Source organism: Bombilactobacillus sp. ESL1092 (assembly GCF_058107465.1).
Genome location: NZ_CM176594.1, coordinates 677796 through 699239 on the forward strand (window position 1 = coordinate 677796; position 21444 = coordinate 699239).

Here is a 21444-nt window from a genome sequence, read left to right on the forward strand (position 1 = left end):
ATTTTGAACAAATTTACGAACATTTCCTTTTTTATCTTGCTCTTGAGTGAATAGGTAACTCTCAACTAAAATTTTTTAATTGTCCAAATTATCGCCTGTTGTGCCATGACGAATGCCATAGCCTAAATAAATGATCACGCCAATCGCAAACCAGATTAGAGAAGCAATCCAAGTGATTAGTTTTAATTTAGTCATCAAGTACAGGCACAGTAATAACGAAATAATAGGCAAAATAGGATACAAAGGTACCTTAAAGCCATCGTTATGAATATCCTTGCGTTTTCTTAATGGGATAATGCCAATGGAAACAAAGGAGAAGGCAATTAAAGTTCCAATGTTCACTAACTCGGCTAAATGGTTCAAATCAACCACGCCACCCATTACCGCAATAATAATCGTGACTACTAGTAAACTATGATTGGGTAAATGATGTTCGTTCACATCACCTAAAAAGCGTGGCAATAAACCATCACGCCCGATAGCGTAAACTAACCGGGAGCTACTATAAATCATGGTCACCATCATCGTAAACATACCAGCCATCGCGCCAATGGAGATAATGCCAGCTACCCCGTTCAAGTGGAAAAATTGTAAAGCAAAAGCCACAGGATCCGCCACATTTAACTTGGTGTAAGGTAACATTCCTGTTAGAACGGTCGAGACGGCCATGTATAAAATTGTGGCCACAATCAAAGTCCCGATAATCCCAATCGGCAAATTACGCTGCGGATTTTTAACTTCTGGTGCGGAGGACGAGACTGCATCAAACCCCAGATAAGCAAAGAAAACAGTGGAAGCTCCCGCCAAGACACCGTTAGTGCCAAATGGTAAAAATGGTGTCCAGTTCTTAGGCTTAACATAAAAACAACCCACAACAACAAACAGAATAATAATGGCAATTTTAATAACCACCATCCAATCATTAATCTTCATCGACGTTTGCATTCCGTGCGATAACATCAAAGCAATGAGGACAACCACAATCATGGCTACTAAATTGAAATAAGTTCCTTGACTCGGATTATAAGCACCCGAAATGGCTTTCGGCAAATGAATATTAAAACCACTCAAGAAGGAATTGAAGTACGCTGAAAAACCAACTGAAACCGTCGCAACTGCTAACATGTATTCCAAAATTAACGCCCAGCCAATTACCCAACCGATAAATTGGCCAAAGACAATATTGCCATATGAATAAGCACTACCAGCCACTGGCAGTGATGAAGCAAACTCCGCATAGCACATCGCGGCGGTCGCACAAACAATCGCGGCCAATAAAAAACTCAAAATTACTCCCGGACCGCTCAGCGTTGCGGCAACTGTCCCCGGCATAATAAAGATGCCCGTGCCAATTACCGCCCCAATTCCTAACGCCATTAAATCTTTGGCCGTCATGGTTTTTTGGAATTGTTGATCAGACTCGAGATATTGCTGTACATCTGCTTTTTGGGTCATTTTTTTCCAAATTGACATTTTCACCATTTCCCTTTAATCAAAAATTAATTTTTAGAATAAATTAAATTGTCTGGTCTGTCAAATTTGATTTTTGCTTGGCGGCTAAATTTGATAGGCACCAAAATAAAAGCTTAATTAGTCGACAGACCTAAGCACTCATTATACCAGTTTTTAAAATTAACTATTTTGAAATTGCGTGGTGCTAAATTTAAGATTCTAAAAATTACTAGTGCTTATTTTAAATTAAAATAAAATGAGAGCAAGTCTTGACAGTTTATTCAAAATATATTAAATTAAGTTTATTCCAACAGTTAGGAGTTTTGACCATGAAGTCATTTACTTATCAACAGTTGAATACTTGGTATTATAACTTTCGTTTCTTTAGGTAGTGTTTGCAATCTCCAATACTGGCGAGTGCAAACACTGAACTGTTCGCACCCGCGAGAAATGAAGGCTTATTTGAGATTAGCCCATCAGGCCTTGCAGGTAAAATTGAAACTGCTAGGCCGATATCAAAATTAAATCGAAATTTTTTGAGTCTAGCAGTGAGATAACAACTGCTAGGCTTTTTATTTGGCATTATTAAGAGAGGAATGAATCCTAATGGACATGACAGACTATTTAAATCACAATTTGGCCCAGGTGAAGCCATCTGCTATTTTAGCTTTTTCCACCTTTGCACAAAAAATTCCCAACATCACTAATTTTACGGTAGGTGAACCGGATTTTGATACTCCGGAACATATTAAGCAAGCGGCCATTGACAGTATCAACGCTAATCGCAGCCACTATGCTCCGTCTAACGGCACCAAGGAACTACAACAAGCAGCGGTTAACTTCTTAGCTACTAAATACCAACAACACTTTGAACCGGGTGAAATTATTATTACCGAAGGGGCTACCGAAGCCATTTATACGGCTATTGTTTCCGTGTTAAATCCTGGCGAACAAGTGATCATTCCCACACCGACTTTTCCACTCTACATTGCCGATGTCACCATTGCTGGCGGACAACCAGTCCTCGTTAATACTGCTGCAACCGGCTTTAAGTTAACTCCGGATTTATTGCGCCAAACTTTAGCACAAAATCCCAACGTGCGCATGCTCGTCTTAAATTCACCGGCGAACCCTTCCGGCGTAACTTACACTCAAGCAGAACTACACGCTTTAGCGGAAGTTCTGAAAGATCAACCAATTTTTGTCTTGTCTGATGAGATTTACAGCGAACTAAATTATGATCACGAGCACGCTTCGATCGTCAATGAATTGCCACAGCAAACGATCTTAATTACGGGGGTTTCGAAGTCCCATGCCATGACCGGCTGGCGGATTGGCATCATGGCTGCGCCGCAAAAAATCACTGATGAATTGAGCAAGATCCATCAGTTCACAATTACGACGACTGCTACTGTCACACAAGATGCCGCTTACGAAGCCTTGACTAACGGTTTGGATGACGCTTTAGCTATGAAGGTTGAGTATCAAAAACGCCGGGACTACTTAATTGAGCACTTACAACAATTAGGTTTCACTTGCGCGCAACCGAATGGAGCATTTTATGTCTTTACCAAAATTGCGCCCGATCTTAATCAAGACGATGAAGCCTTTGCTTATGATCTGGCTCAAAATGGACTCGTAGCTGCGGTACCCGGCTCTTATTTTGGTCCTGGTGGTGAACATTACTTACGCTTCAGCTATGCAACAAGTTTAGACACCATCAAAACGGGTATGCAAAACTTAACTAACTATGTACAACAACAACGACAAGCTAAAGGAGAAAACTAATGAAAATTTTATTATTGAGTGTTCGTGACGATGAAAAAAAGGCAATTAACAATTGGCAAGAACGCCATCCAGAAGTCCAAGTGACAATGTCTGATCAAGAACTCCATCCGGAGACGATTGACTTAGTGAAAGATTATGATGGTTTAGTTATTCAACAACGCAGTCCCATTGAATCCAGTGTTTATCCCGCTTTGAAGGCCGCGGGCCTTCAGCAAATCACCACCCGCACCGCTGGCGTTGATGTCATTGATTTAGCATTAGCTAAACAAAATGGCCTCCAAGTCAGCAACGTTCCTGCTTATTCGCCCCGCTCCGTCGCTGAGCTAACGCTCGCCCATACTTTACGTTTAATTCGGAAGCAAGAGTTAGTTGATCAACGAGTTGCTCAACAAGATTACCGCTGGGCCGGTCTACAAGGAACAGAGATTCACACTTTAACCATCGGAATTATTGGTGCCGGTCGGATTGGTGGCACGTCCGCAAAATTATTTAATTTGCTGGGCGCCCAGGTAATTGCTTATGATACCAAACCTAATCATGAGTTGGATTCGATTTTAACTTTCAAAACGAAAACAGAAGTACTGCAAGAAGCCGATGTATTATGCTTACATGTGGACTTAAACCCCACCTCCGAGGACTTGATTGATGCTCCCGAGCTCAAATTAATGAAACCGACGGCCTATTTAATCAATGAATGCCGTGGACCAGTCGTTGACAACGATGCTTTGATTGCTGCTCTACAAGAAAAGCGCTTAGCAGGTGCTGCTTTGGATGCTGTTTCTGGTGAAGAAAAATTCTTTAACTTTGATTTACGTAACAAACCATTACCAAGCAAACAATTAGAAATCTTGCAGGCCATGGATAATGTCATTATCACCCCTCACGTGGGTTTTTACACTAATGTAGCGGTCCAAAACATGGTGGATATTAGCCTAGACGATACTTTACAGCTCATTAGTACTGGCACATGTGAACACCTCATCAAGTGATAAGGCAATCCTATTAGATATAGTTTGAGTCACATAAAAAAGGTTCATCCAAATTTGGACGAACCTTTTTTTAAATTTCTATCTGCTCATCAATTCTTTTAAAATCCTTTTGATTGTACAAAAAAGTCACCTCCAACAAAATGAAAGTGACTCCGCGACAGTCCCCGCAAAAAATGCTAGAGATATTGTAGATTTTTCTTCCTGTCCTTCTAAACTTAATAATTATTTTTTGTCAACAATCTACTAATTTTTGTCTCAGCTTCTATTAATATAGTAGATTTAATTTAATTTGGGCACATAATTCCAACTACCATCAGCCGCATTAATCACTAGCCACGTATAGCCTTCAGCACTGACGGTTTTAAAATAATGCACCGTTTCGCCAGGATTATAATGACCTAAAATCTTGCTTTGCAAACTCGGCGTTAGATGAATACTCGATAAAGTCTGCACCACATAGGTTTGCAAAACATTCGTATCTGCCGTTGGTTCAGGTAATAATAAATAGCAGAGATTCCCCGAAGCACTGCGATATTCTAACCACCAATGATCATTTTGATAAAATTTGCGTTGATATTTAATCAGCGTATGTTCCGGCAATTGACCAATCGTATCCGCCTGCGAATTGGGTTGATCATAAACTGGGATCGCTTTTAAAATATGGTATTCGCCACTAGTATTAATGGTGCGTTTCGATGCAATTAATAAGTAACGCAAATCTTTTGACGCGGAACGATAAGCTAACCAATCACCAGCACTATTCGTGAGTTGTTTTTCATAATGAATGACTTTGCCTGCCGCTAGCGTTCCAATTTTTTTGGCCGTAATTTCGGGCTGATCGTAGACAATCGTCTTCTTTAATAAAGTATAGGCGTGACGTGGTGGTTCATGTTGCACTGGTGTTTGATTAGCTGCTGCTTGACTGGGGATTAATACATAACACTTTTGCCCCCGGGGATTGTAATAAACCAGCCAAGTTTGGCCGGCAATTTGTTCCGTATTAACATAATTAATTGTTTCACCAGCCGCGTACTCACCTACAATCATGCCATCTTCATCAGGTTGCAAGCGAATCGGAGTAACTTGATTGACCGTATAATTACGTGGAACAGCTGCTGTTTCGTTTTGAGGTTGTTGTAAATAATGATACCAATACTGAGCTTGTGTCCCACGTTGCAGTTGCAAAGTAGGCGCCACTCCCCGATAGCTCTTTGCAAAAACCTCCGCTAAAACTTCTGGTTTGGCAGTACTTTGAATATATTGCACCCCCGTCATTTCATAAATGGTTGATGGTTGAAAATGTTGACTGATTTGTAATTCGTAATTTAAAAAGGCACACTGCCCTACAACCGTTTGATAATCCAAGTGCTGGTGCTGACACCAACCCGCTAGTTCCGCTAATTTGGTCCACTGCAACAAACCATAACCTTGATTTTGCAGATTAACTTGCAACTGGCTGACAACAGACATATTGCCTAATACTCCCGCAATCGCCTGTTCACTCCAATCCTTAGCTAATAATTCTTGCCGCACTGTCCGTGCAGTTTTAATTTGAAAGGGCTGATAATCAGCACTATAAACCAAACTGGACATGCGGTAAATACTCTGAGCTGTTACCAATTCTGAGGCATTGTCAGAAGTAGAACTGGTATCAGGGTGATCGTTGGCAGCCGCTGCTTGTTCAGGAGTTAATTTAGGTAAAATGGAAGTTTGAAAATGACGCTTAGAAAAATGCGATGAATTTTTTTTCTTCATTAAATTAAGTTCCTTCAATTAAATTCCTACAAAATAATGAAAGCTCTAGATTTATTTTAATACAAAACAGCAGAAATTGCTGTGCAGTTAAAACAAATAATTAATTATCTAACTAGCAATCATTTCAGCAATCCAAGTTTTAAACTTATTTTGACCAATCAAAATCCTAACTGAAACTAATGCACTTCGTTATACTCAACTTATGACAATAATAATTGAGAGGAATGTGGCCCCATGCAACAACACAAATTAGGATTTTTCAGTATTGTTTTACTTGGCGTTAATGGCATCATTGGTTCTGGAATTTTTCTACTGCCACAACAAATCGCTCATTTGGTCGGCAATGGTAGCTTTTTAGTCATTATTTTTGACGCCTTTTTAGTCATCAGTCTTGCCCTTTGTTTCGCCCAAGCGGCGACTTACTTTCATGAAGATGGCGGCGCTTATTTGTATGCCAAAAGTGCCTTTGGCAATTTTGTGGGGTTTGAAGTCGGCTTTATGACTTGGGCCATTTGCATTATTGCTCAAGCAACTATGGGTGCTGCTTTAGCCACCGAACTTCAAGCAATCTTTCCCACTATTTTGCACCCAAAGATTATTGTTACCCTCCTGATTATCACTTTAGCTTTATTAAACATTGGCGGTGTGAAAGTTTCCAAAATGTTGATTAATTGTAGTTCATTAGCTAAATTAATCCCCTTAATCCTTTTTATTGTCGTGGGTAGCTTTTTTATCCACGGGACTAATTTGCACACTCAATGGCCCGCTTCACAAAAGCTCATGCAAAATTTTGCGCCAGCAGCAGTGACCATGTTTTATGCCTGTACCGGCTTTGAAAGTATGGTCTTAGCTGCTGGAGAGATGCAGCACGTCCAAAAGAATTTACCGCGGGCTATTATCGTCGTGATCGGTTGCGTTACTAGTATTTATTTACTCATTCAAATCGTGGCTACGGGCATTTTGGGAGCTCAATTATCCCAAGTTGCCGTACCGCTACAACAAGCTGCACACCAAGTTACCGGTTCGTGGGGGCAAGCCGTAATGGCGAGTGGGACTTTGCTGTCTATGCTCGGGGTTCTAATCACTTCGAGTTTTGTCACACCGCGCGCGGCCGTTGCTTTAGCAGCTGATGGTAGCCTGCCACATTGGTTAAATTGGCGCAACCATCACCAAGCGCCAGTGTTGGCCATCATAATTGGCACTGCCTTGACTTTAATCATTACTTGGCAAGGATCCTTCAACTTGTTGGCACAAATTAGTGCCGTTTCGCGTTTTGCTCAATATCTGCCGACTTGTCTGGCCGTTTTAGTTTTTGCTAAAACCAAAACCTTAACCGCTCAACAGTTTAAATTAAAAGGTGGACCCTTTATTCCCTTACTGGCTATTGGCGTTAGTTGCTGGTTACTAACGCGAGTCCCTCATCACCAACTATTGTTAGGCTTAGGTGCATTACTCTTAGGCGTTCCCCTTTATGTCGGCATGAAAATTTACCGTCATTGGCAAGTACGAACTAAATCATAATTTTAACCATAAAAAAAGAAAGCGGCTGGGACACAAATCGTTTAATTAACTAATGTTCACCCTGAACATTAATTTTATTGTCCCTACCTCTTTCTTGACCGTTCAATTTAATTACGCACTACTTTATGATACAAAGCGGCGCCCAGATACAAGATGGTTTCAATAGTAGTAATAAAAAAGGTCACCGGTAAATTGGTCCAATAACCGAGCATTAAACCCAACCACGTTCCCATTAAGGCTAAAACAATGCTTATCATGATTAAACTGTGTACCGACTTGCCAAAGAATTGCGCCGTTGCTGCTGGCAAAGTTAATAATGCAAAGACTAACAGTGAGCCGACAATTTGCGACACAATACTAATCGTTAACGACATCATCACCAAAAAAACTAAATTAATTAACCAACTCAGTCGCACACTATTTTGAGCCCCGACTGGATCAAAGGCATCAAATTTTAACCGTCGATAAATCAACAATAAAACAACACATTCGATAATGGCAATGAGTAAAATTTGGTGTACATCGTGCGTACTGATGCCCACAATACTACCAAATAAAATATTGGTGGCATAAGAAGAGCTGGCTTTGGAAATCGACAAAAACAAAACTCCTAGACCCATAAAAAAAGCGGAAATCAAACTAATAATGGTGCCCTTCAAGGCCTTGGTTTTATTAAAGCAACCCGCAATCAGTGCACTCAAAACTGTAAAACAGAGCATGCCATTTAAAGGACTCCAATTGAGCCATAAGCCAAAACTAGCCCCCGAAAAACCAATTTCAGACATCGTGTGCGTTAAGAAAGATAATTTTTTGGCAGTCACAAAAACGCCAATAATCCCACATAATAATGAAATGATGGTGGCGACGATAAACGCATTTTGCATAAATTCATACTGAAACATTCTAATCACGTCCTTGTAATTCTAAGCGTTTAGCTTGACCGTAATGCTGTAGTAATTCCGGATCATGAGTAATAAAGATAACGGTCGTGCCTTGGTGATTCAATTCTTCAACTACATCCATTACTTCAAACTTAGCTTGTTGATCTAAACTCGCCGTGGGTTCATCCAGAATTAGTAATTGCGGTTGATCCACAATTGCTTGAGCTAAATAAGCGCGTTGCTTCTCACCACCGGACATTTGTCCCATCCGTAATGTTTGCTTTTTCAGTAAATGCACCCGTGTTAAAGCAGTCTGCACTTGGCCCTTTTCCTGAGTAGTCAACCACGGACGCAAAGAATGACTGAGCTTTAAGGTAACAAAATCCTTAGCTGCTAAAGGGTAATCTTCATCCAAATTACGAAATTGCGGAACATAACCAATTTGGTTTAAACTAATACGTTCAATTAACTGTCCTTTAGTTGGCAATAATTGTTTTAAAATCACGCGTAATAAGGTGGTTTTGCCCGAACCATTCGGACCAGTAATACAAAAAAAATCTCCTTGCGTAATCGCAAAAGATAGATTTTGAAAAACAATTTTTTGTTCAAACTGAACACTTAGTTGATCTGCTTGAATCAAAACTTTATTCATGTGCTTGCGCCTCAATTTTTTGAACTTGACGATATTGCCGCTGCATCCACTCTTGGTAAGTTAAATGCGCTGGCTGAGTTTCAGTAACTTTAACAATCGGAACATGATGTTTCTGCGCTAATTGAACTAAATTATCAACCACCGTATTGGTTGTTTGTTGATTAACAACAAAAAAAGCAATTTTGTGTTCGGTAATTAACCGCTGTAACTCTTGCACAGCTTGAGGAGTCGGATCAGAACCTTCTTCAATGGCTTTAGCAAACTGTTTATTAGCTACTTGATAGCCCATTTGGTGTAACGAGTAATTAAAGACGGGTTCACTGACCGCCACTAACTTTTTAGTGCGTTGTGCTTTAATTTGGTGTAACTGGGTTTGTAGAGGTGCTAAGGTTTTTAAATAGCGGGTTTGATTGCGCTCAAAATCGTGACGGTATTGTGGTAATTGGTGACTCAACTTTTTGGTTAATACCACGGACGTTTGTGCTAAAGCCTGCGGGTCATACCAAATGTGCGGATTAGCTCCGAGCGACTTGTGCATCACTTGCCCCACATTAATGGCTTGCACTTGCTGGTTATCTACCAATAATTTATCCATCCAACTGTCATAGCCTAAGCCATTATACACGGCAATTTTTGCTTGACTGGCAGTTTTAGCATCCTGCGTTGTCGGTTCAAAATCGTGCGGATCAGCATTGGGATTAGTAATTAACGATTGAACCTTGGCATGGGAACCAGCAATTTGTCGAGCTAACTGAGCATAAGTCGGCGTAGAAGTAACAATCTGCAGTTTTTGCTGTGTCGCTTGCGGCTGTGAATCTAGCTTTTGACAACCAGTAACGATGAACAAAGTCAAAACCAAAATCAGCCACAACCATCGCCGTTGTTGAACCTTCATCAAAGTAATTCCTCCACTACATAAATTAGCATTAGCTAAATAGTAATAATTACTTTTTAGATTGTATCATACTTTATTTTAGTCGTCTAACCAATAACATAGTAATATTTTATTGCGAGTATTTTTCAACAATAACGATCATAATCCATTAAATAATAGTTTTGATAATTATCCCTTCTACCATAAAGAACTATTCTTTCGTAGCTGTATGCTATAATTAAAGCGTTTGAGAAAGCCACTACATAATTTTGAGCAACATAATTATTATCTAGGAGTAATTCAATGGAACCATTACAACTAGCTTTTCAAATTCTACAAGACAATCATCTCAAACTCACCAAGCAACGTCGCAGTTTATTAGAATATTTAGTTCAACACAGCAATTACTACATTTCCTTGGCCCAATTAGATCAACACTTACGGGCAACTTTTCCAAAAATGAGTCATGAAACCATTTATCGTAATGTCAAAGAAATGCAAAACTTGGCGATCGTTGAAACTAAAATGTTCACCAATGGCTTGCGCGTGAAATTCCAGTGTGACTTCACTACCAAAGAACATAGCCACTTCATTTGCCAAATTTGTGGTCGCGCTTATGAGATTCCCTTGCCCAATTTTGAAGTAGCTTTACAGCAATTAAAAAATGCCCAAATTGACTCCTTTCATGTGGAAGTCTTGGGCATTTGTGAAAAGTGTCAGCACCAAAAACTTTAGTACTGCACTCAGATTACTAACTAATTAACCGCAACTATTTAGCCAAAGCTTGCAGAACTTTGATCAGGCGTTGCACACCTTGTTCTAACGTGGCTCTGGAAGTAGCAAAATTCAAGCGAATAAACAGCCCGTCAGCGTCAGTTAAACCAAACTCACTGTTCGTTTGGACACCAACGCCACCTTGATCTAAAGCTTGTTGTAATTCTTGTTCAGAAACCTTTAAATAACTGACATCAATCCAAGATAAATAAGTGGCTTGACTGCGCGTTACCTTAGCTGGCGTTTGTTCTTCAATTTGCGTCGTCAAAAACTGTAAATTGGCTGCTAAATAACGCAATAACTCACTCAACCAGTCTTGACCGTTCGTATAAGCAGCTTTTAAAGCGGGCAAAGCAAACGCTGTTGGTAAATCCGGATTCGAAGCATACGCTGCTACTTGTTGCATTGCTGTTTGATAAGCTTCATTTGTAGTGTAGTAATAGGCAAATTGTAAGCCTGCCAAGTTAAACGTTTTGGAAGGTGACTTAAAAGTAATAATGTGATCTTGATATTCAGGACAAACGGTAGCCAATGGCGCATAATGATTGCCGGGTAAAATCAAATCACTATGAATATCATCAGATAAAATAATCACGTGGTACTTCTGACAAATTTGGACAAAATTTTTCAATTCCGCCGTTGTCCAGACCCGCCCAGTTGGATTATGCGGATTACATAAAATCGCCATTTTGACCTGGTTAGCTTTGATCTTATCTTCAAAATCCGCCCAGTCAATTTGATAGCCCTGCATAGTCTTTTTCAAAGGATTAGTGATTAATTGACGTTTGCTCTCCTCCACTGCAATTTTAAAGTGACCGTACAACGGTGTTTGCGTAATAATTGCATCACCTTCGTTAGTTAAACCGCGAATAGCCAGCGACAATCCATTGACTACGCCAGCACTATAGCCTAAATTATCTGGATCAATCTGCCAATTGTTTTGTTGTTGCAACCACTGCGCAATTACCTGGGGAATATCCGTCATGTTTGGTTCCACATTGTAACCATAAATTCCTTGTGCGGCTTGTTTTTGAATTGCTTCAACCACGGCCTTGGGTGATTGAAAGTCCATATCCGCAATCCACATGGGAATTACATTGGGATTATCGTAGACATCTTTCGCACCGTCCCACTTAATACTATACGTATTTTTACGTTGATTAACTTGGTCAAAGTTCATATTGATTACTCCTTTTTTCTCAACATTATATGATTAATTTTACTACAAAGATTAGACCATTTTAAAAAAATGAGTGGTCCAAGTCAACATTAATCAAGAATTATTACATTATTTTGTTTTTAATAGTCATTTTTCATCCTAGCCAATCAAGGATCCGCTTGAATGGCTATTTATTTTTGTTCGATTTTAAACTATCATTAAAAATGATTAACGTTGCTAGTTATTTTTTAACAATAAAGGAGAAAACATTGCGTTCCAATAATAAAATTTTAGGAACTTTATATGGTCAAGCGATCGGTGATGCGCTAGGCATGCCTACTGAACTCTGGACGCAACAACAAATCCAGGCCACTTTCCCTAATGGAATTAGTGATTTTGTTGCCGGTCCTGCCAACAACGACATTGCCAAATATTTTCAACGCGGGCAATACACCGATGACACTAACCAAGCCTTAGTTATTTTAGAATCTTTGATTCAAACTAATTGGCAACCCGAGACGGACAATTTAGTCCAACATCTTTTAGCCTGGGCAAAAGATGTTAATGCTTGGGAAAATAATATTCTCGGACCTAGTAGTAAAGCTGCCTTAACTTTAGCGCTACATCATCAACCTACAGCTTCTGTGACCGCCACCGCTTTGACCAACGGTGCCGCCATGCGAATTGCGCCGATTGGTACTTTATTTACCCCTGATCAGCAAAATGATTTGGTGCAACTGGTTGTGCAAGTTACTCAGGTTACCCATTCGAGTGACGTTGCTTATAGTGGTGCGTGCTTAATTGCTGGTGCGGTCAGTGCGGCCATGGTCTACACCGATTGGGAACAAATTGTTGATTTTGCGTTGCAAACTAGCGCGTTAGGGTTTCAGCAAGGAGCTCCGACATGGGCGGCAAACATCAACCAGCGTGTTAAATTAGCAATACACTGGGCCCAAAAATTTCAGCAACAACCACAGCAATTTCGCCAAGCAATCTATGAAGTGCTGGGGACCGGCACAATGCTCTCGGAAAGTGTACCCACAGCGTTTGCCATTGCTTATTATTGGCGTGATGTTCAAAAGTGTGCGCTCTTCTGTGCTAATTTAGGGGGCGACACCGATACCATTGGTGCCATGGCCACCGCCATTTGCGGCGCTTATCAAGGAGTTGAGGCAATTCCTCCTAACTGGCTTCAACTGATTGATCAACAAAATCCCCAGCATAATTTGCAGAGCATTGCACAAGCAATTAACCAGTTTCGCCAATAAGGAGTAAATCATGACTAAACAAGAACAAATTATTATTCCAAAAAAAGAACGTACCTTGAAACCACTAGCTTTATTTTATAATTGGTTTGCCGCTAACATTGGTATTATGGGATTCGTTTATGGTGCCATTATTGTTAGCTACCATTTGTCAATGTTTCAAGCCGTTTTAGCCGCTTTAATTGGTTCTCTGTCCTTTATTTTTCCGGGTTTTATCGCCATGATCGGGCAAAAAAATGGTATCACGACTTTTAAACTGAGTCGTGCACCGTTTGGCATTAATGGCAATAAAATTCCTAATATCGTAGCGTGGATTAACATGGTCGGTTGGCTCGCTGTTAATATTATTACCGGAACTTTATTATTTGTTGCTATGTTACAGACTTTGCACTTACCCAAAAATCCCGTCACTATTTTGATTTGTCTGTTGATTTTCACCAGTTTGATTGTCTTATCCGGCTTTTTAAAAGAAGACCTATTAGCCAAAATTCAAACGTGGCTAAGTTGGATTTTTGGAATTTTAACCTTTGTAATTTTTATTTTCTTCTTATTAAAAACCAATTGGCAAACTGCCTGGTCTATGCATCATGGTTCTTGGATCAAAGGTTGGTTGCCTGCAGTCAGCATCATTGCTGCGGGTTCGGGCATTTCTTGGTCTATGGCTGCTGCTGATTGGGGCGCTTACGTCCAACCGCAAACCAATTTGCATAAAACTTTTTGGTCGACGACCCTTGGCGGTGCTTTGCCATTGTTTGTGTTAATGATTGGTGGGATTTTCTTAAGCACTAGTGCCCCAACTTTGGCTAATAGTAGCGATCCTTACCAAGTGATGTACAGCGTCTTACCAACTTGGATGGGTGTCTTATACTTCTTGATTGCCGCTGGCGGTTTAGTGCCCCAGTGTATGGTTTCTTTTCGCTCCGCACGGATTAATCTGCAAACCTTTGGCATTAATCTCAAACAATCGAGTTCCTTAATTGTTCATAGTTTGCTCGTTTTTGGAATTGCTATTTATGTTTTATTCTTTTCTGCTGGCTTCTTAAGTAACTTCGAACTTTTCTTAAATTTCTTAGGTATTTGTTTAGTAACTTGGTTGGCCGTCTTTTTAAGTGACTTTTTGTTTAAACGCCAACACGGCTATGACCTCAAGTTGATTCAAACTCAAACTGCTCCCAAATATCGCTGGTTTAATATTCTAACGTGGTTAATTGCTACTGTAAGCGGATTGTTATTTACTAATAATGCTGTTTGGCAGGGACCCTTTGCTTACGGTATTTTTAAAAATAATAGCCTAGGTGTCTTTGTGGCCGCCTTAGTAGCCTTAATCTTAATCGCCATTGAACAGATCTTCAACCAGGGAGGAAAACAAAATGCAGCCTAAAGTCTTAGTTATCGGCGCTGCCTTAGTGGATTTGCTGACCCAAGTATCTAGTTTACCGACTTCCGGCAGCGATATCGGCGCTAGTTCGCCTCAGACCACGGTCGGGGGATGTGCGCTCAATGTTTACAGTGCTTTACAACAGCAACAAATTGCCAGTGACTTACTCGTGCCGCTTGGTCAAGGACCATTTGCCCAAATTATTCAACAGCAATTTCAGCAATGGCACATCGAGCCTTTGTTAGCGCAAGGACACCAAGACAACGGCTGGGATTTATGTTTAGTTGAGCCTAATGGAGAACGGAGCTTTTTAACTTTCGCTGGGATTGAATTACAATGGCAAGCAGATTGGTTTCAGGCTTGCGATTGGGCCAGTTACCAATATATCTATCTTAGTGGCTATGAGTTAGAAAATTCATCTTGTGCCCAGCTAATTTTGCACCAATTACAGACCCATGCCCCGCACACACCAATTTTATTTGATACCTCGCCACGCATTGGCACCATTGAACAAGCTACTTTACAAAAACTCTGGCAATTGCCAACTATGGTTCACGCTAATCAAGTTGAATTACAAACCTTGGCGCCCCAAACCACCGATCTCCAGCAACAATTAGCGACTATTTTTGCTGTCACCCAACAGCCCGTTATCGTAACGTTAGGCGCCCGTGGGTGCGTCATTTACGATGGTCAAACTTATCAAAGCGTTCCTGCTCCAAAAATTAAAACTATCCAAAATACCAGCGGCGCTGGTGATGCTCATTGTGGCGGCCTCTTAGCTGGTTTAATGCAGCAAAAATCGTGGCCTGATACTTTACAGCAAGCTAACCAAGTTGCAGGCACTATTGTTCAAAAACTAAACAGTAATTTTTATTAACCAGCTGCGAGCAAAATCGAGTAAAAGCTGAGTACTAACCTAGATTAGACTTTGAAGTTTGCTTTTTAACTTAAAAGTCTAATTGTAGTTAAACGCAAGCTTTTGTGTTGCGAGCGTAATTATAACCAGCTGCGAGCAAAACCGAATACTAACTGCAACTCATGAAACTAGTCAAACACAAATTTATATTATAAAATTAATGAAAAATGTTTAAATATTGAGGGTTATTATTCTATGTTCAATCACAAAACCAGAAAACTGCTACTCGGCATTGTCATTCTAGCAATTATTGCGCGCCTATCATCATCAACCTCGCCCGCTATTGCGGCCATTGGACAAGCTTTTCCACATGCCAATAGTACGGCTGTAGAGTCCATCGCCACGATTGGTGATGCCGCTGCTGTGATTTCCGCTTTAGTCTTTGGTAAATTGTTAGACCGCTGGACTTTTAAACAAATTGCTTTAATTAGTGTTAGCATTTTAACGTTGGGCGGCTTATTACCGCTTCTTTTTCATCAATCAGTCAATCAATTATTGCTTTGGGGCTTTTTAGCAGGGCTAGGAACCGGCGGGATCACGACTATCTTACCTAGTTTACAAGCCTATACCTTCCAAGGTGAGCAACTCGCCACCATGCTCGGCAGCGTTGTGGCCTTAGAAAATGGTTCATCAATGGTGATGGTCTTCTTTAGTGGGCTGTTAGCAAGCCACAACTGGCTACACGCTTACTATCTTTTCTTTTTAGCAGCAATGGCTTTAATTATTATTAGTTTTGTCGTACCTAATAAACGTCCAGATCAAAAAGCAGACACAGACGAAAACACTCAAGTTACTCAAACTAAGTTTGGCTCAATTATCTATTATTTGATTGTGGCCAGCGTCATGATTGCGTTAGAAGCCGTGCTCTATAATAAAAATGCTGTTTATATTCAACATTTCCATTTAGGAACACCCGCTTTAACGGGCCGGATTATGATGTTGGATGGCTTGGCTGCTATTGTGATGGGTCTTGTTATCCGTTGGGTACGCCAATTATTTAAACAATATCTTTTAGTGGCCAATTTCTTTCTAGTCGCCCTCGGCGGTTTTTTATTACTAAGACTGCACACCACCACTAGCATTGCCATTGCCACCTTTTTAATTGGAAGTGGCAGTGCCCTTACCTTAATGACAGTTCCTTATCTACTCTCTGGCTTAGCCACCGCCAAACATTATCCCCTAGTCATGGGCTGTTTTTCCGCGATTACCAGTCTTGGATTTTCCGGATCCGCTTTATTTTTCAACAATTTAGTTCCTAAATTTAGTCCCAACTTACTAACCGGAACTTACCAATTACAAATTATCATCGCGTTAGTAATGGGCGTCATTATTTTTCTACGCACCTTTTTTCAACAACGGTTAAAAAATTAATTTTACAATCAAGAGTTTTCGTGTCATGATTAAAGTATGTAATTAGAGGAGGATGAGATATTTGGCACAGCCATATAGTGAAAAAGCGGTTGCTGCATTTTTACAATTTTACGTACATCACTTTCAGGATGATGATTTAGAGGTTATTTCTCAATATGATGTCGATCATCATGTCACTGAATTAAATGCTTTTATTGCTCATGATCGCAGCTTTCGAATGAAAGATATTGTTCCAGTTTTAATCAAACAACATTCAGATATTATCAACGCCTTGTTGGAAGACTTGTTAAAGAATGCTGGACTAGAGATGGAACAACTCAATACACCACAATTGTGGGAAAATTGGTATCGTGAAGAAAAAGCTAAAATCAAGGAACCAGAACGTTAAACATAGCTTAAATAAAAAACTGTCAGTGAACGCCGTAAAAAGTGTTCACTGACAGTTTTTTTTAATGAGAATTATTCCAAAGTTGCCACGACAGCTCCTGCATTGACTGTTTGCAAGTCATTCAATTGAAGTTGTTCTTCTTTTAAATTAGTAAAGATAACAATGACACTCGGATTTTTCTGCTGCTGTTGAATCATGGCCAAATCCATCTGTGCTAAAGTTGTGCCTGCTGTCACAATTTGGCCGGCTTGCACCTTAATCTCAAAAGGGGCACCATTTAATTCGACCGTATCAATCCCTAAATGTAATAAGACTTCATGATCTTGCTGATCCTTTAGAGTAATCGCGTGCTTCGTAGGAAAAATGGATACAATGGTACCATTAACGGGCGCGACTACTTGACCGTCGCTAGGAATCACTGCATAACCTTGCCCCATCATGCCACTTGAGAAGACTCCGTCCTTCAAAGCAGCTAAAGTAATTAATTGCCCATTGGCCGGTGCGACTATTTCATCTGCTACTCTTTTTTTCTTTTTCAAGCCAAACATCTTAAAACCTCCCGTCGATAAATTGCTTAATCCGCGATAAAGCCGTTTTGATTTGAGAGCGCGGCATTGCTAAATTAATCCGTGTAAAGTCTTGACCGTCACCGACAAAGTCCGTCCCCGCTTCTAAGATAACGCCTTGTTGCGTAGCCAACTCTTGCGTAAACTCTGCACCACTAATTCCCAAATCGCTAACTTTGACCCACAAGAGATATGATGATTCCATAGGAATCAATTGTAGCCGCTGATCTGTTAACATTTGTTGGGCTAATTCATAATTCTGTGAAACATAATCGACCATCGCGCGCCGCCAATCGTTCCCCGTTTGATAACCGGCAACAATAGCTGTAATTCCGAAAATATTCGGTGACGTAATCGAATTTTTTTGATAGTTAGCGCGCAAATGTGCACGTAATTGTGGATTAGGAATAATTGAATATGATGTTTTTAAGCCACCGAGATTAAAGACTTTATTTGGTGAAGTCAAAAAGATTAAATTTTGTAAATACTTATCCGGCAAACTCAACGCTGAAGTGTGGTGACCATTATTTAAAATGTGTTCACTATGAACTTCATCGCTAACCATAATTACTTGATGATCCAAGCACAGTTGGGCCACGCGTTCAATTTCTTGTGGCGACCAGATCCGTCCGGAAGGATTATGCGGATTACAGAAAAATAATAAATGTGGTTGTTGAACCTGTAATTGGTGCTCTAAGTCATCCCAAGCAATTTCATAGCGATTATTTTTTAAAATTAACGGACTCATTCCAACCGGCACGTGATTATCGCGAGCGCAGCGGCCAAAAGGACCGTAAGTGGGTGTCAAAGTCATCACACCATGTTGGGCGTCACAAAATTGTTGCACTAAATTATACATCGTCGCCACACTACCATAGCCTAACGTAATCCAGGCTGGATCGACAAAGACTTGGTGTTGCTGTTGTTGCCATTGTACTACGGTTTGATAAAATTCCGGATACGTGTACGTATAACCAAAGGTTCCCCGCTGACTAGCTTTCATGAAAGCATCTAAAATTCCTTGGGGGGAACGAAAGTCCATATCAGCAATCCACATGGGAATAAAATCGTCCGGAATAGGACCAAATTCGTGTTCAATAATCGTCCGATCCCACTTGCGACATTTTTCATCATGACGATCAATAATTTCATCAAAGTTATACTCCATCAGCTTGTGTAGTTTCTCCTTTACCGATTGATTGCTCTTTTAATACCGCATCAAATTGTTTACGCACTGTGGCAATTTGGGTGCCAATAATCACTTGCACATTTTGTTTATCTAAAATCATAACTCCTAACGCGCCAGCTGCTTTCAATTGTTCTTCATTCACTAAATCCGTATCCTGAACAATCAAACGTAAGCGGGTCACGCAGTTATCGACGTTCACAATATTAGCGGCACCACCAACACCTGCCAAAATTTGTGGCACATCGAATTGCTCACCTGAATCCTCTGTATCTGTTGCACTAGCGTGCTTTTCACGACCAGGAGTCTTTAAGTTATACTTTTCAATGGCCCATTTGAAAACAAAGTAGTAAATGGCAAACCAAACCACTCCGACAATTGGGACAATCCACCAACGAGTAGCGGGTCCTTGCAAGACACCAAAGATCAACCAATCTAAAATACCACCATCAGTATTGCCAATCCCAACATTTAATAAGGCCATCACCATATAACCTAAACCAGACATAATACTATGGAAAATATACAAAGCTGGTGAAATAAATAAGAATAAGAACTCAATTGGTTCCGTAATTCCCGTTACAAACGAAGCAATCACTCCCGAAATCAACAAGCCTTTAACTTTCTTCCGATTTTCAGGGAAGGACGTTTTATAAATCGCTAATGCGACTGCTGGTAAAGCAAACATCATCGTGGGCATATAACCTTGCGATAAGAAGGCGGTCGCATGGTGGCTAATCGGCAAGCCGTGTTGCAATTCCTGATAAAAGATATTTAACGCTCCGACAACGTGATGACCGGCCACCACTGCGGTCCCACCAGCTTGCGTAAAACGAATCATCGCTAACAAAATATGATGCAAACCTAGCGGAATCAATAACCGTAAACAAGTACCATAGATAAATGGTCCAAAGACACCGGCTTTTTGAATCAGCCAACCTAAGCTGTTAATAGCTGTTGAAAAGATCGGCCAAATCATGGGAATTACTAAGCCCACTAAAGCCATAACCAAGGCTGTCATAATCGGTACAAAACGCGTGCCACTAAAGAATGCAAACGAATCTGGTAACTGCGTTTGGTAAAAATGAATATGAATAACATACACAATTAAACCGACAATAATTCCACCTAAAACACCCATTTCAATAGTTTGAATCCCAAAGGTGTTCGATTGACCGGCAGCTTGCATTTTGCTGACAGGAACTAGTTGATGGGTAACTTTTAAATAAAAGTTAATGGACATATTCATCACAAAATAGCCCACAAATCCTGCAAAAGCAGCGATGCCTTTTTCTTCACGGGCTAAACCTAAAGGAATCGCCATCGCAAACATAATTGGTAAATAAGTAAAGGCAAAACCACCAATTGTAGACATAAACTGAAAGATCAAGTGAATTGGTGTGATCTTTAAAAATGGTAATAATTTAAGCATACTCGGGCTGGAAAAGGCACTCCCAATTCCTAATAACAAGCCCATAAATGCCAATAACGAAACTGGTAACATGAAAGTTTTACCTAAACCTTGGAAAAACTCCCAAGCAGTAACTTTTTTCTTTGGTTCTTCTTGTTCCGACATCTCGTTACTCCTTCTCTTTTTTTGAATACGATTACAGAATAAAACAAATTTACTGGCGAAAATAGCCCTTTCAAGGATAATGTCGGAATTTACATTTTTTGTAAATGGTTACAATTTTAACAATAAAAAACGAACGACCTAGTAAATCTGGTAACTACAAACAATATTGGTAAATATACTCATCAATAATTAACTCCACTAACCGTAAAAGTGGAATGCGCGTCGACAAATCCAAATCTTGATAATAAATGTTCGGAACTGGCAGCTCAAAAGCTTCGGTGACTTTCCCCGCCAAAGAACTCTGAACATTGCCAATAATGCCAACCGTATTAACCAACCGTTGCTGTAAAATTCCCGCACAACGCCCCATCACCGCGGTTTCTCCGGAACAAGAGATCAAAAATACCAAATCGCTAGGATCAATCGTGGAGACCACCCGATCAATCTCATCCCATTCGGAACGACTCGAAGAATTTTTACCTGCAAACATTAAGCGCCGCGCACCATCCACTGCCACCGTATAAGACGGTCCCAATCCTAAAAATTCAATATGGTGCGCTTGATTAATTAATTGCGTCACCCGCTTTAACTGTAATAAATCTAAGTCTTCGCGCCCAATCAGAGGAATTGCACCCGAATGCTTTAAAAAATCCCTTTTGGTGATTTGCTCTGCCTGCTCGCCTTCCAACGCTTTACGCAAATAAAACTTAAATTCCGTTAAATTTTGATAGCCTAATTTTTTGATCGTCCGACTAACTGTTGCTGTCGATACATAAGTTTGCCGCGCAATTTGGGCAATATCCTGCTTTAAAAATTCAGGTGCCGCGCGTTTCAGATAGTCGAACACTTGCCGTTCTGCGGTACTTAAAGTTGCACTTTGCCGTTCAATATTTTTAAAAAATAAAGTCATCGCTGTCTCCCTTTGACCATTGTAAAAAAATTCACTTGTTTAT

At 40.3% G+C, this 21444-nt stretch carries 19 protein-coding genes; 9 read left to right on the top strand and 10 right to left on the bottom strand.

Going from position 1 to position 21444, the window contains the following annotated elements; translation table 11 throughout:
• Window positions 1-75 precede the first annotated feature (75 nt).
• Window positions 76-1473 (bottom strand): amino acid permease, encoded by a 1398-nt coding sequence (locus AC3B6Y_RS03145; RefSeq protein ID WP_489756692.1) that lies wholly within the window; start codon window positions 1471-1473, stop codon window positions 76-78.
• Between the two features lie 585 nt (window positions 1474-2058).
• On the opposite strand from AC3B6Y_RS03145, the gene AC3B6Y_RS03150 reads away from it, so the two are divergent.
• Both AC3B6Y_RS03150 and AC3B6Y_RS03155 read left to right on the top strand, forming a co-directional pair.
• Window positions 2059-3240 carry an aminotransferase class I/II-fold pyridoxal phosphate-dependent enzyme gene (locus AC3B6Y_RS03150; protein WP_489791354.1) on the top strand — a complete coding sequence of 394 codons (1182 nt, stop codon included), beginning with the start codon at window positions 2059-2061 and terminating at the stop codon, window positions 3238-3240.
• Window positions 3240-4229: a D-2-hydroxyacid dehydrogenase gene (locus AC3B6Y_RS03155; protein ID WP_489756694.1), complete on the top strand. Its 990-nt coding sequence runs from the start codon at window positions 3240-3242 to the stop codon at window positions 4227-4229. Before AC3B6Y_RS03150 ends, AC3B6Y_RS03155 begins: the two co-directional genes overlap by 1 nt.
• 279 nt (window positions 4230-4508) lie before the next feature.
• Here AC3B6Y_RS03155 and AC3B6Y_RS03160 read toward each other — a convergent pair whose 3' ends face one another.
• Window positions 4509-5984, bottom strand: coding sequence for a phage tail tip lysozyme (locus tag AC3B6Y_RS03160; protein ID WP_489791356.1), 1476 nt, complete (start codon window positions 5982-5984; stop codon window positions 4509-4511).
• Between the two features lie 234 nt (window positions 5985-6218).
• On the opposite strand from AC3B6Y_RS03160, the gene AC3B6Y_RS03165 reads away from it, so the two are divergent.
• Window positions 6219-7505 (top strand): APC family permease, encoded by a 1287-nt coding sequence (locus AC3B6Y_RS03165; RefSeq protein ID WP_489769475.1) that lies wholly within the window; start codon window positions 6219-6221, stop codon window positions 7503-7505.
• 107 nt (window positions 7506-7612) lie between these two features.
• On the opposite strand, the gene AC3B6Y_RS03170 is transcribed toward AC3B6Y_RS03165, so the two are convergent.
• From AC3B6Y_RS03170 to AC3B6Y_RS03180, 3 genes are read right to left on the bottom strand one after another with little or no spacing between them, the layout of a single operon-like run.
• Window positions 7613-8407 (bottom strand): metal ABC transporter permease, encoded by a 795-nt coding sequence (locus AC3B6Y_RS03170; protein WP_489756697.1) that lies wholly within the window; start codon window positions 8405-8407, stop codon window positions 7613-7615.
• A 1-nt stretch (window position 8408) separates the two neighbouring features.
• Window positions 8409-9038 carry a metal ABC transporter ATP-binding protein gene (locus AC3B6Y_RS03175; protein ID WP_489756698.1) on the bottom strand — a complete coding sequence of 210 codons (630 nt, stop codon included), beginning with the start codon at window positions 9036-9038 and terminating at the stop codon, window positions 8409-8411.
• Window positions 9031-9933 carry a metal ABC transporter solute-binding protein, Zn/Mn family gene (locus AC3B6Y_RS03180; protein ID WP_489756699.1) on the bottom strand — a complete coding sequence of 301 codons (903 nt, stop codon included), beginning with the start codon at window positions 9931-9933 and terminating at the stop codon, window positions 9031-9033. The genes AC3B6Y_RS03175 and AC3B6Y_RS03180 overlap by 8 nt, the downstream gene beginning before the upstream one ends.
• 282 nt (window positions 9934-10215) lie before the next feature.
• Between AC3B6Y_RS03180 and AC3B6Y_RS03185 the strand changes: the two genes are divergently transcribed.
• A complete protein-coding gene (locus AC3B6Y_RS03185) occupies window positions 10216-10647 on the top strand; it encodes a Fur family transcriptional regulator (protein ID WP_489769473.1) in 432 nt (143 codons plus the stop codon).
• A 34-nt stretch (window positions 10648-10681) separates the two neighbouring features.
• Here the strand turns inward: AC3B6Y_RS03185 and AC3B6Y_RS03190 are convergent, their stop codons facing one another.
• A complete protein-coding gene (locus AC3B6Y_RS03190; RefSeq protein WP_489791357.1) occupies window positions 10682-11866 on the bottom strand; it encodes a MalY/PatB family protein in 1185 nt (394 codons plus the stop codon).
• A gap of 248 nt (window positions 11867-12114) precedes the next feature.
• On the opposite strand from AC3B6Y_RS03190, the gene AC3B6Y_RS03195 reads away from it, so the two are divergent.
• The 5 genes from AC3B6Y_RS03195 to AC3B6Y_RS03215 all read left to right on the top strand — a co-directional run bounded on the left by AC3B6Y_RS03195 (window position 12115) and on the right by AC3B6Y_RS03215 (window position 17163).
• A complete protein-coding gene (locus AC3B6Y_RS03195) occupies window positions 12115-13113 on the top strand; it encodes an ADP-ribosylglycohydrolase family protein (protein WP_489791359.1) in 999 nt (332 codons plus the stop codon).
• 10 nt (window positions 13114-13123) lie between these two features.
• Complete coding sequence (locus tag AC3B6Y_RS03200; protein WP_489756703.1) at window positions 13124-14491, top strand: purine-cytosine permease family protein; 1368 nt, start codon at window positions 13124-13126, stop codon at window positions 14489-14491.
• Window positions 14481-15365, top strand: coding sequence for a PfkB family carbohydrate kinase (locus tag AC3B6Y_RS03205; RefSeq protein ID WP_489791360.1), 885 nt, complete (start codon window positions 14481-14483; stop codon window positions 15363-15365). The genes AC3B6Y_RS03200 and AC3B6Y_RS03205 overlap by 11 nt, the downstream gene beginning before the upstream one ends.
• A gap of 234 nt (window positions 15366-15599) precedes the next feature.
• A complete protein-coding gene (locus AC3B6Y_RS03210) occupies window positions 15600-16775 on the top strand; it encodes an MFS transporter (protein ID WP_489791361.1) in 1176 nt (391 codons plus the stop codon).
• 61 nt (window positions 16776-16836) lie between these two features.
• Window positions 16837-17163, top strand: a complete 327-nt coding sequence (locus AC3B6Y_RS03215; protein ID WP_489756705.1) for a hypothetical protein — start codon at window positions 16837-16839, stop codon at window positions 17161-17163.
• A gap of 71 nt (window positions 17164-17234) precedes the next feature.
• On the opposite strand, the gene AC3B6Y_RS03220 is transcribed toward AC3B6Y_RS03215, so the two are convergent.
• The 4 genes from AC3B6Y_RS03220 to AC3B6Y_RS03235 all read right to left on the bottom strand — a co-directional run bounded on the left by AC3B6Y_RS03220 (window position 17235) and on the right by AC3B6Y_RS03235 (window position 21401).
• Window positions 17235-17711: a PTS sugar transporter subunit IIA gene (locus AC3B6Y_RS03220; protein ID WP_489775094.1), complete on the bottom strand. Its 477-nt coding sequence runs from the start codon at window positions 17709-17711 to the stop codon at window positions 17235-17237.
• Between the two features lies 1 nt (window position 17712).
• Window positions 17713-18897, bottom strand: a complete 1185-nt coding sequence (locus tag AC3B6Y_RS03225) for a MalY/PatB family protein (RefSeq protein WP_489791363.1) — start codon at window positions 18895-18897, stop codon at window positions 17713-17715.
• Complete coding sequence (gene malX, locus AC3B6Y_RS03230; protein WP_489756708.1) at window positions 18887-20491, bottom strand: maltose/glucose-specific PTS transporter subunit IIBC; 1605 nt, start codon at window positions 20489-20491, stop codon at window positions 18887-18889. The genes AC3B6Y_RS03225 and malX overlap by 11 nt, the downstream gene beginning before the upstream one ends.
• 154 nt (window positions 20492-20645) lie before the next feature.
• Window positions 20646-21401 (bottom strand): MurR/RpiR family transcriptional regulator, encoded by a 756-nt coding sequence (locus tag AC3B6Y_RS03235; protein WP_489756709.1) that lies wholly within the window; start codon window positions 21399-21401, stop codon window positions 20646-20648.
• Window positions 21402-21444 lie beyond the last annotated feature (43 nt).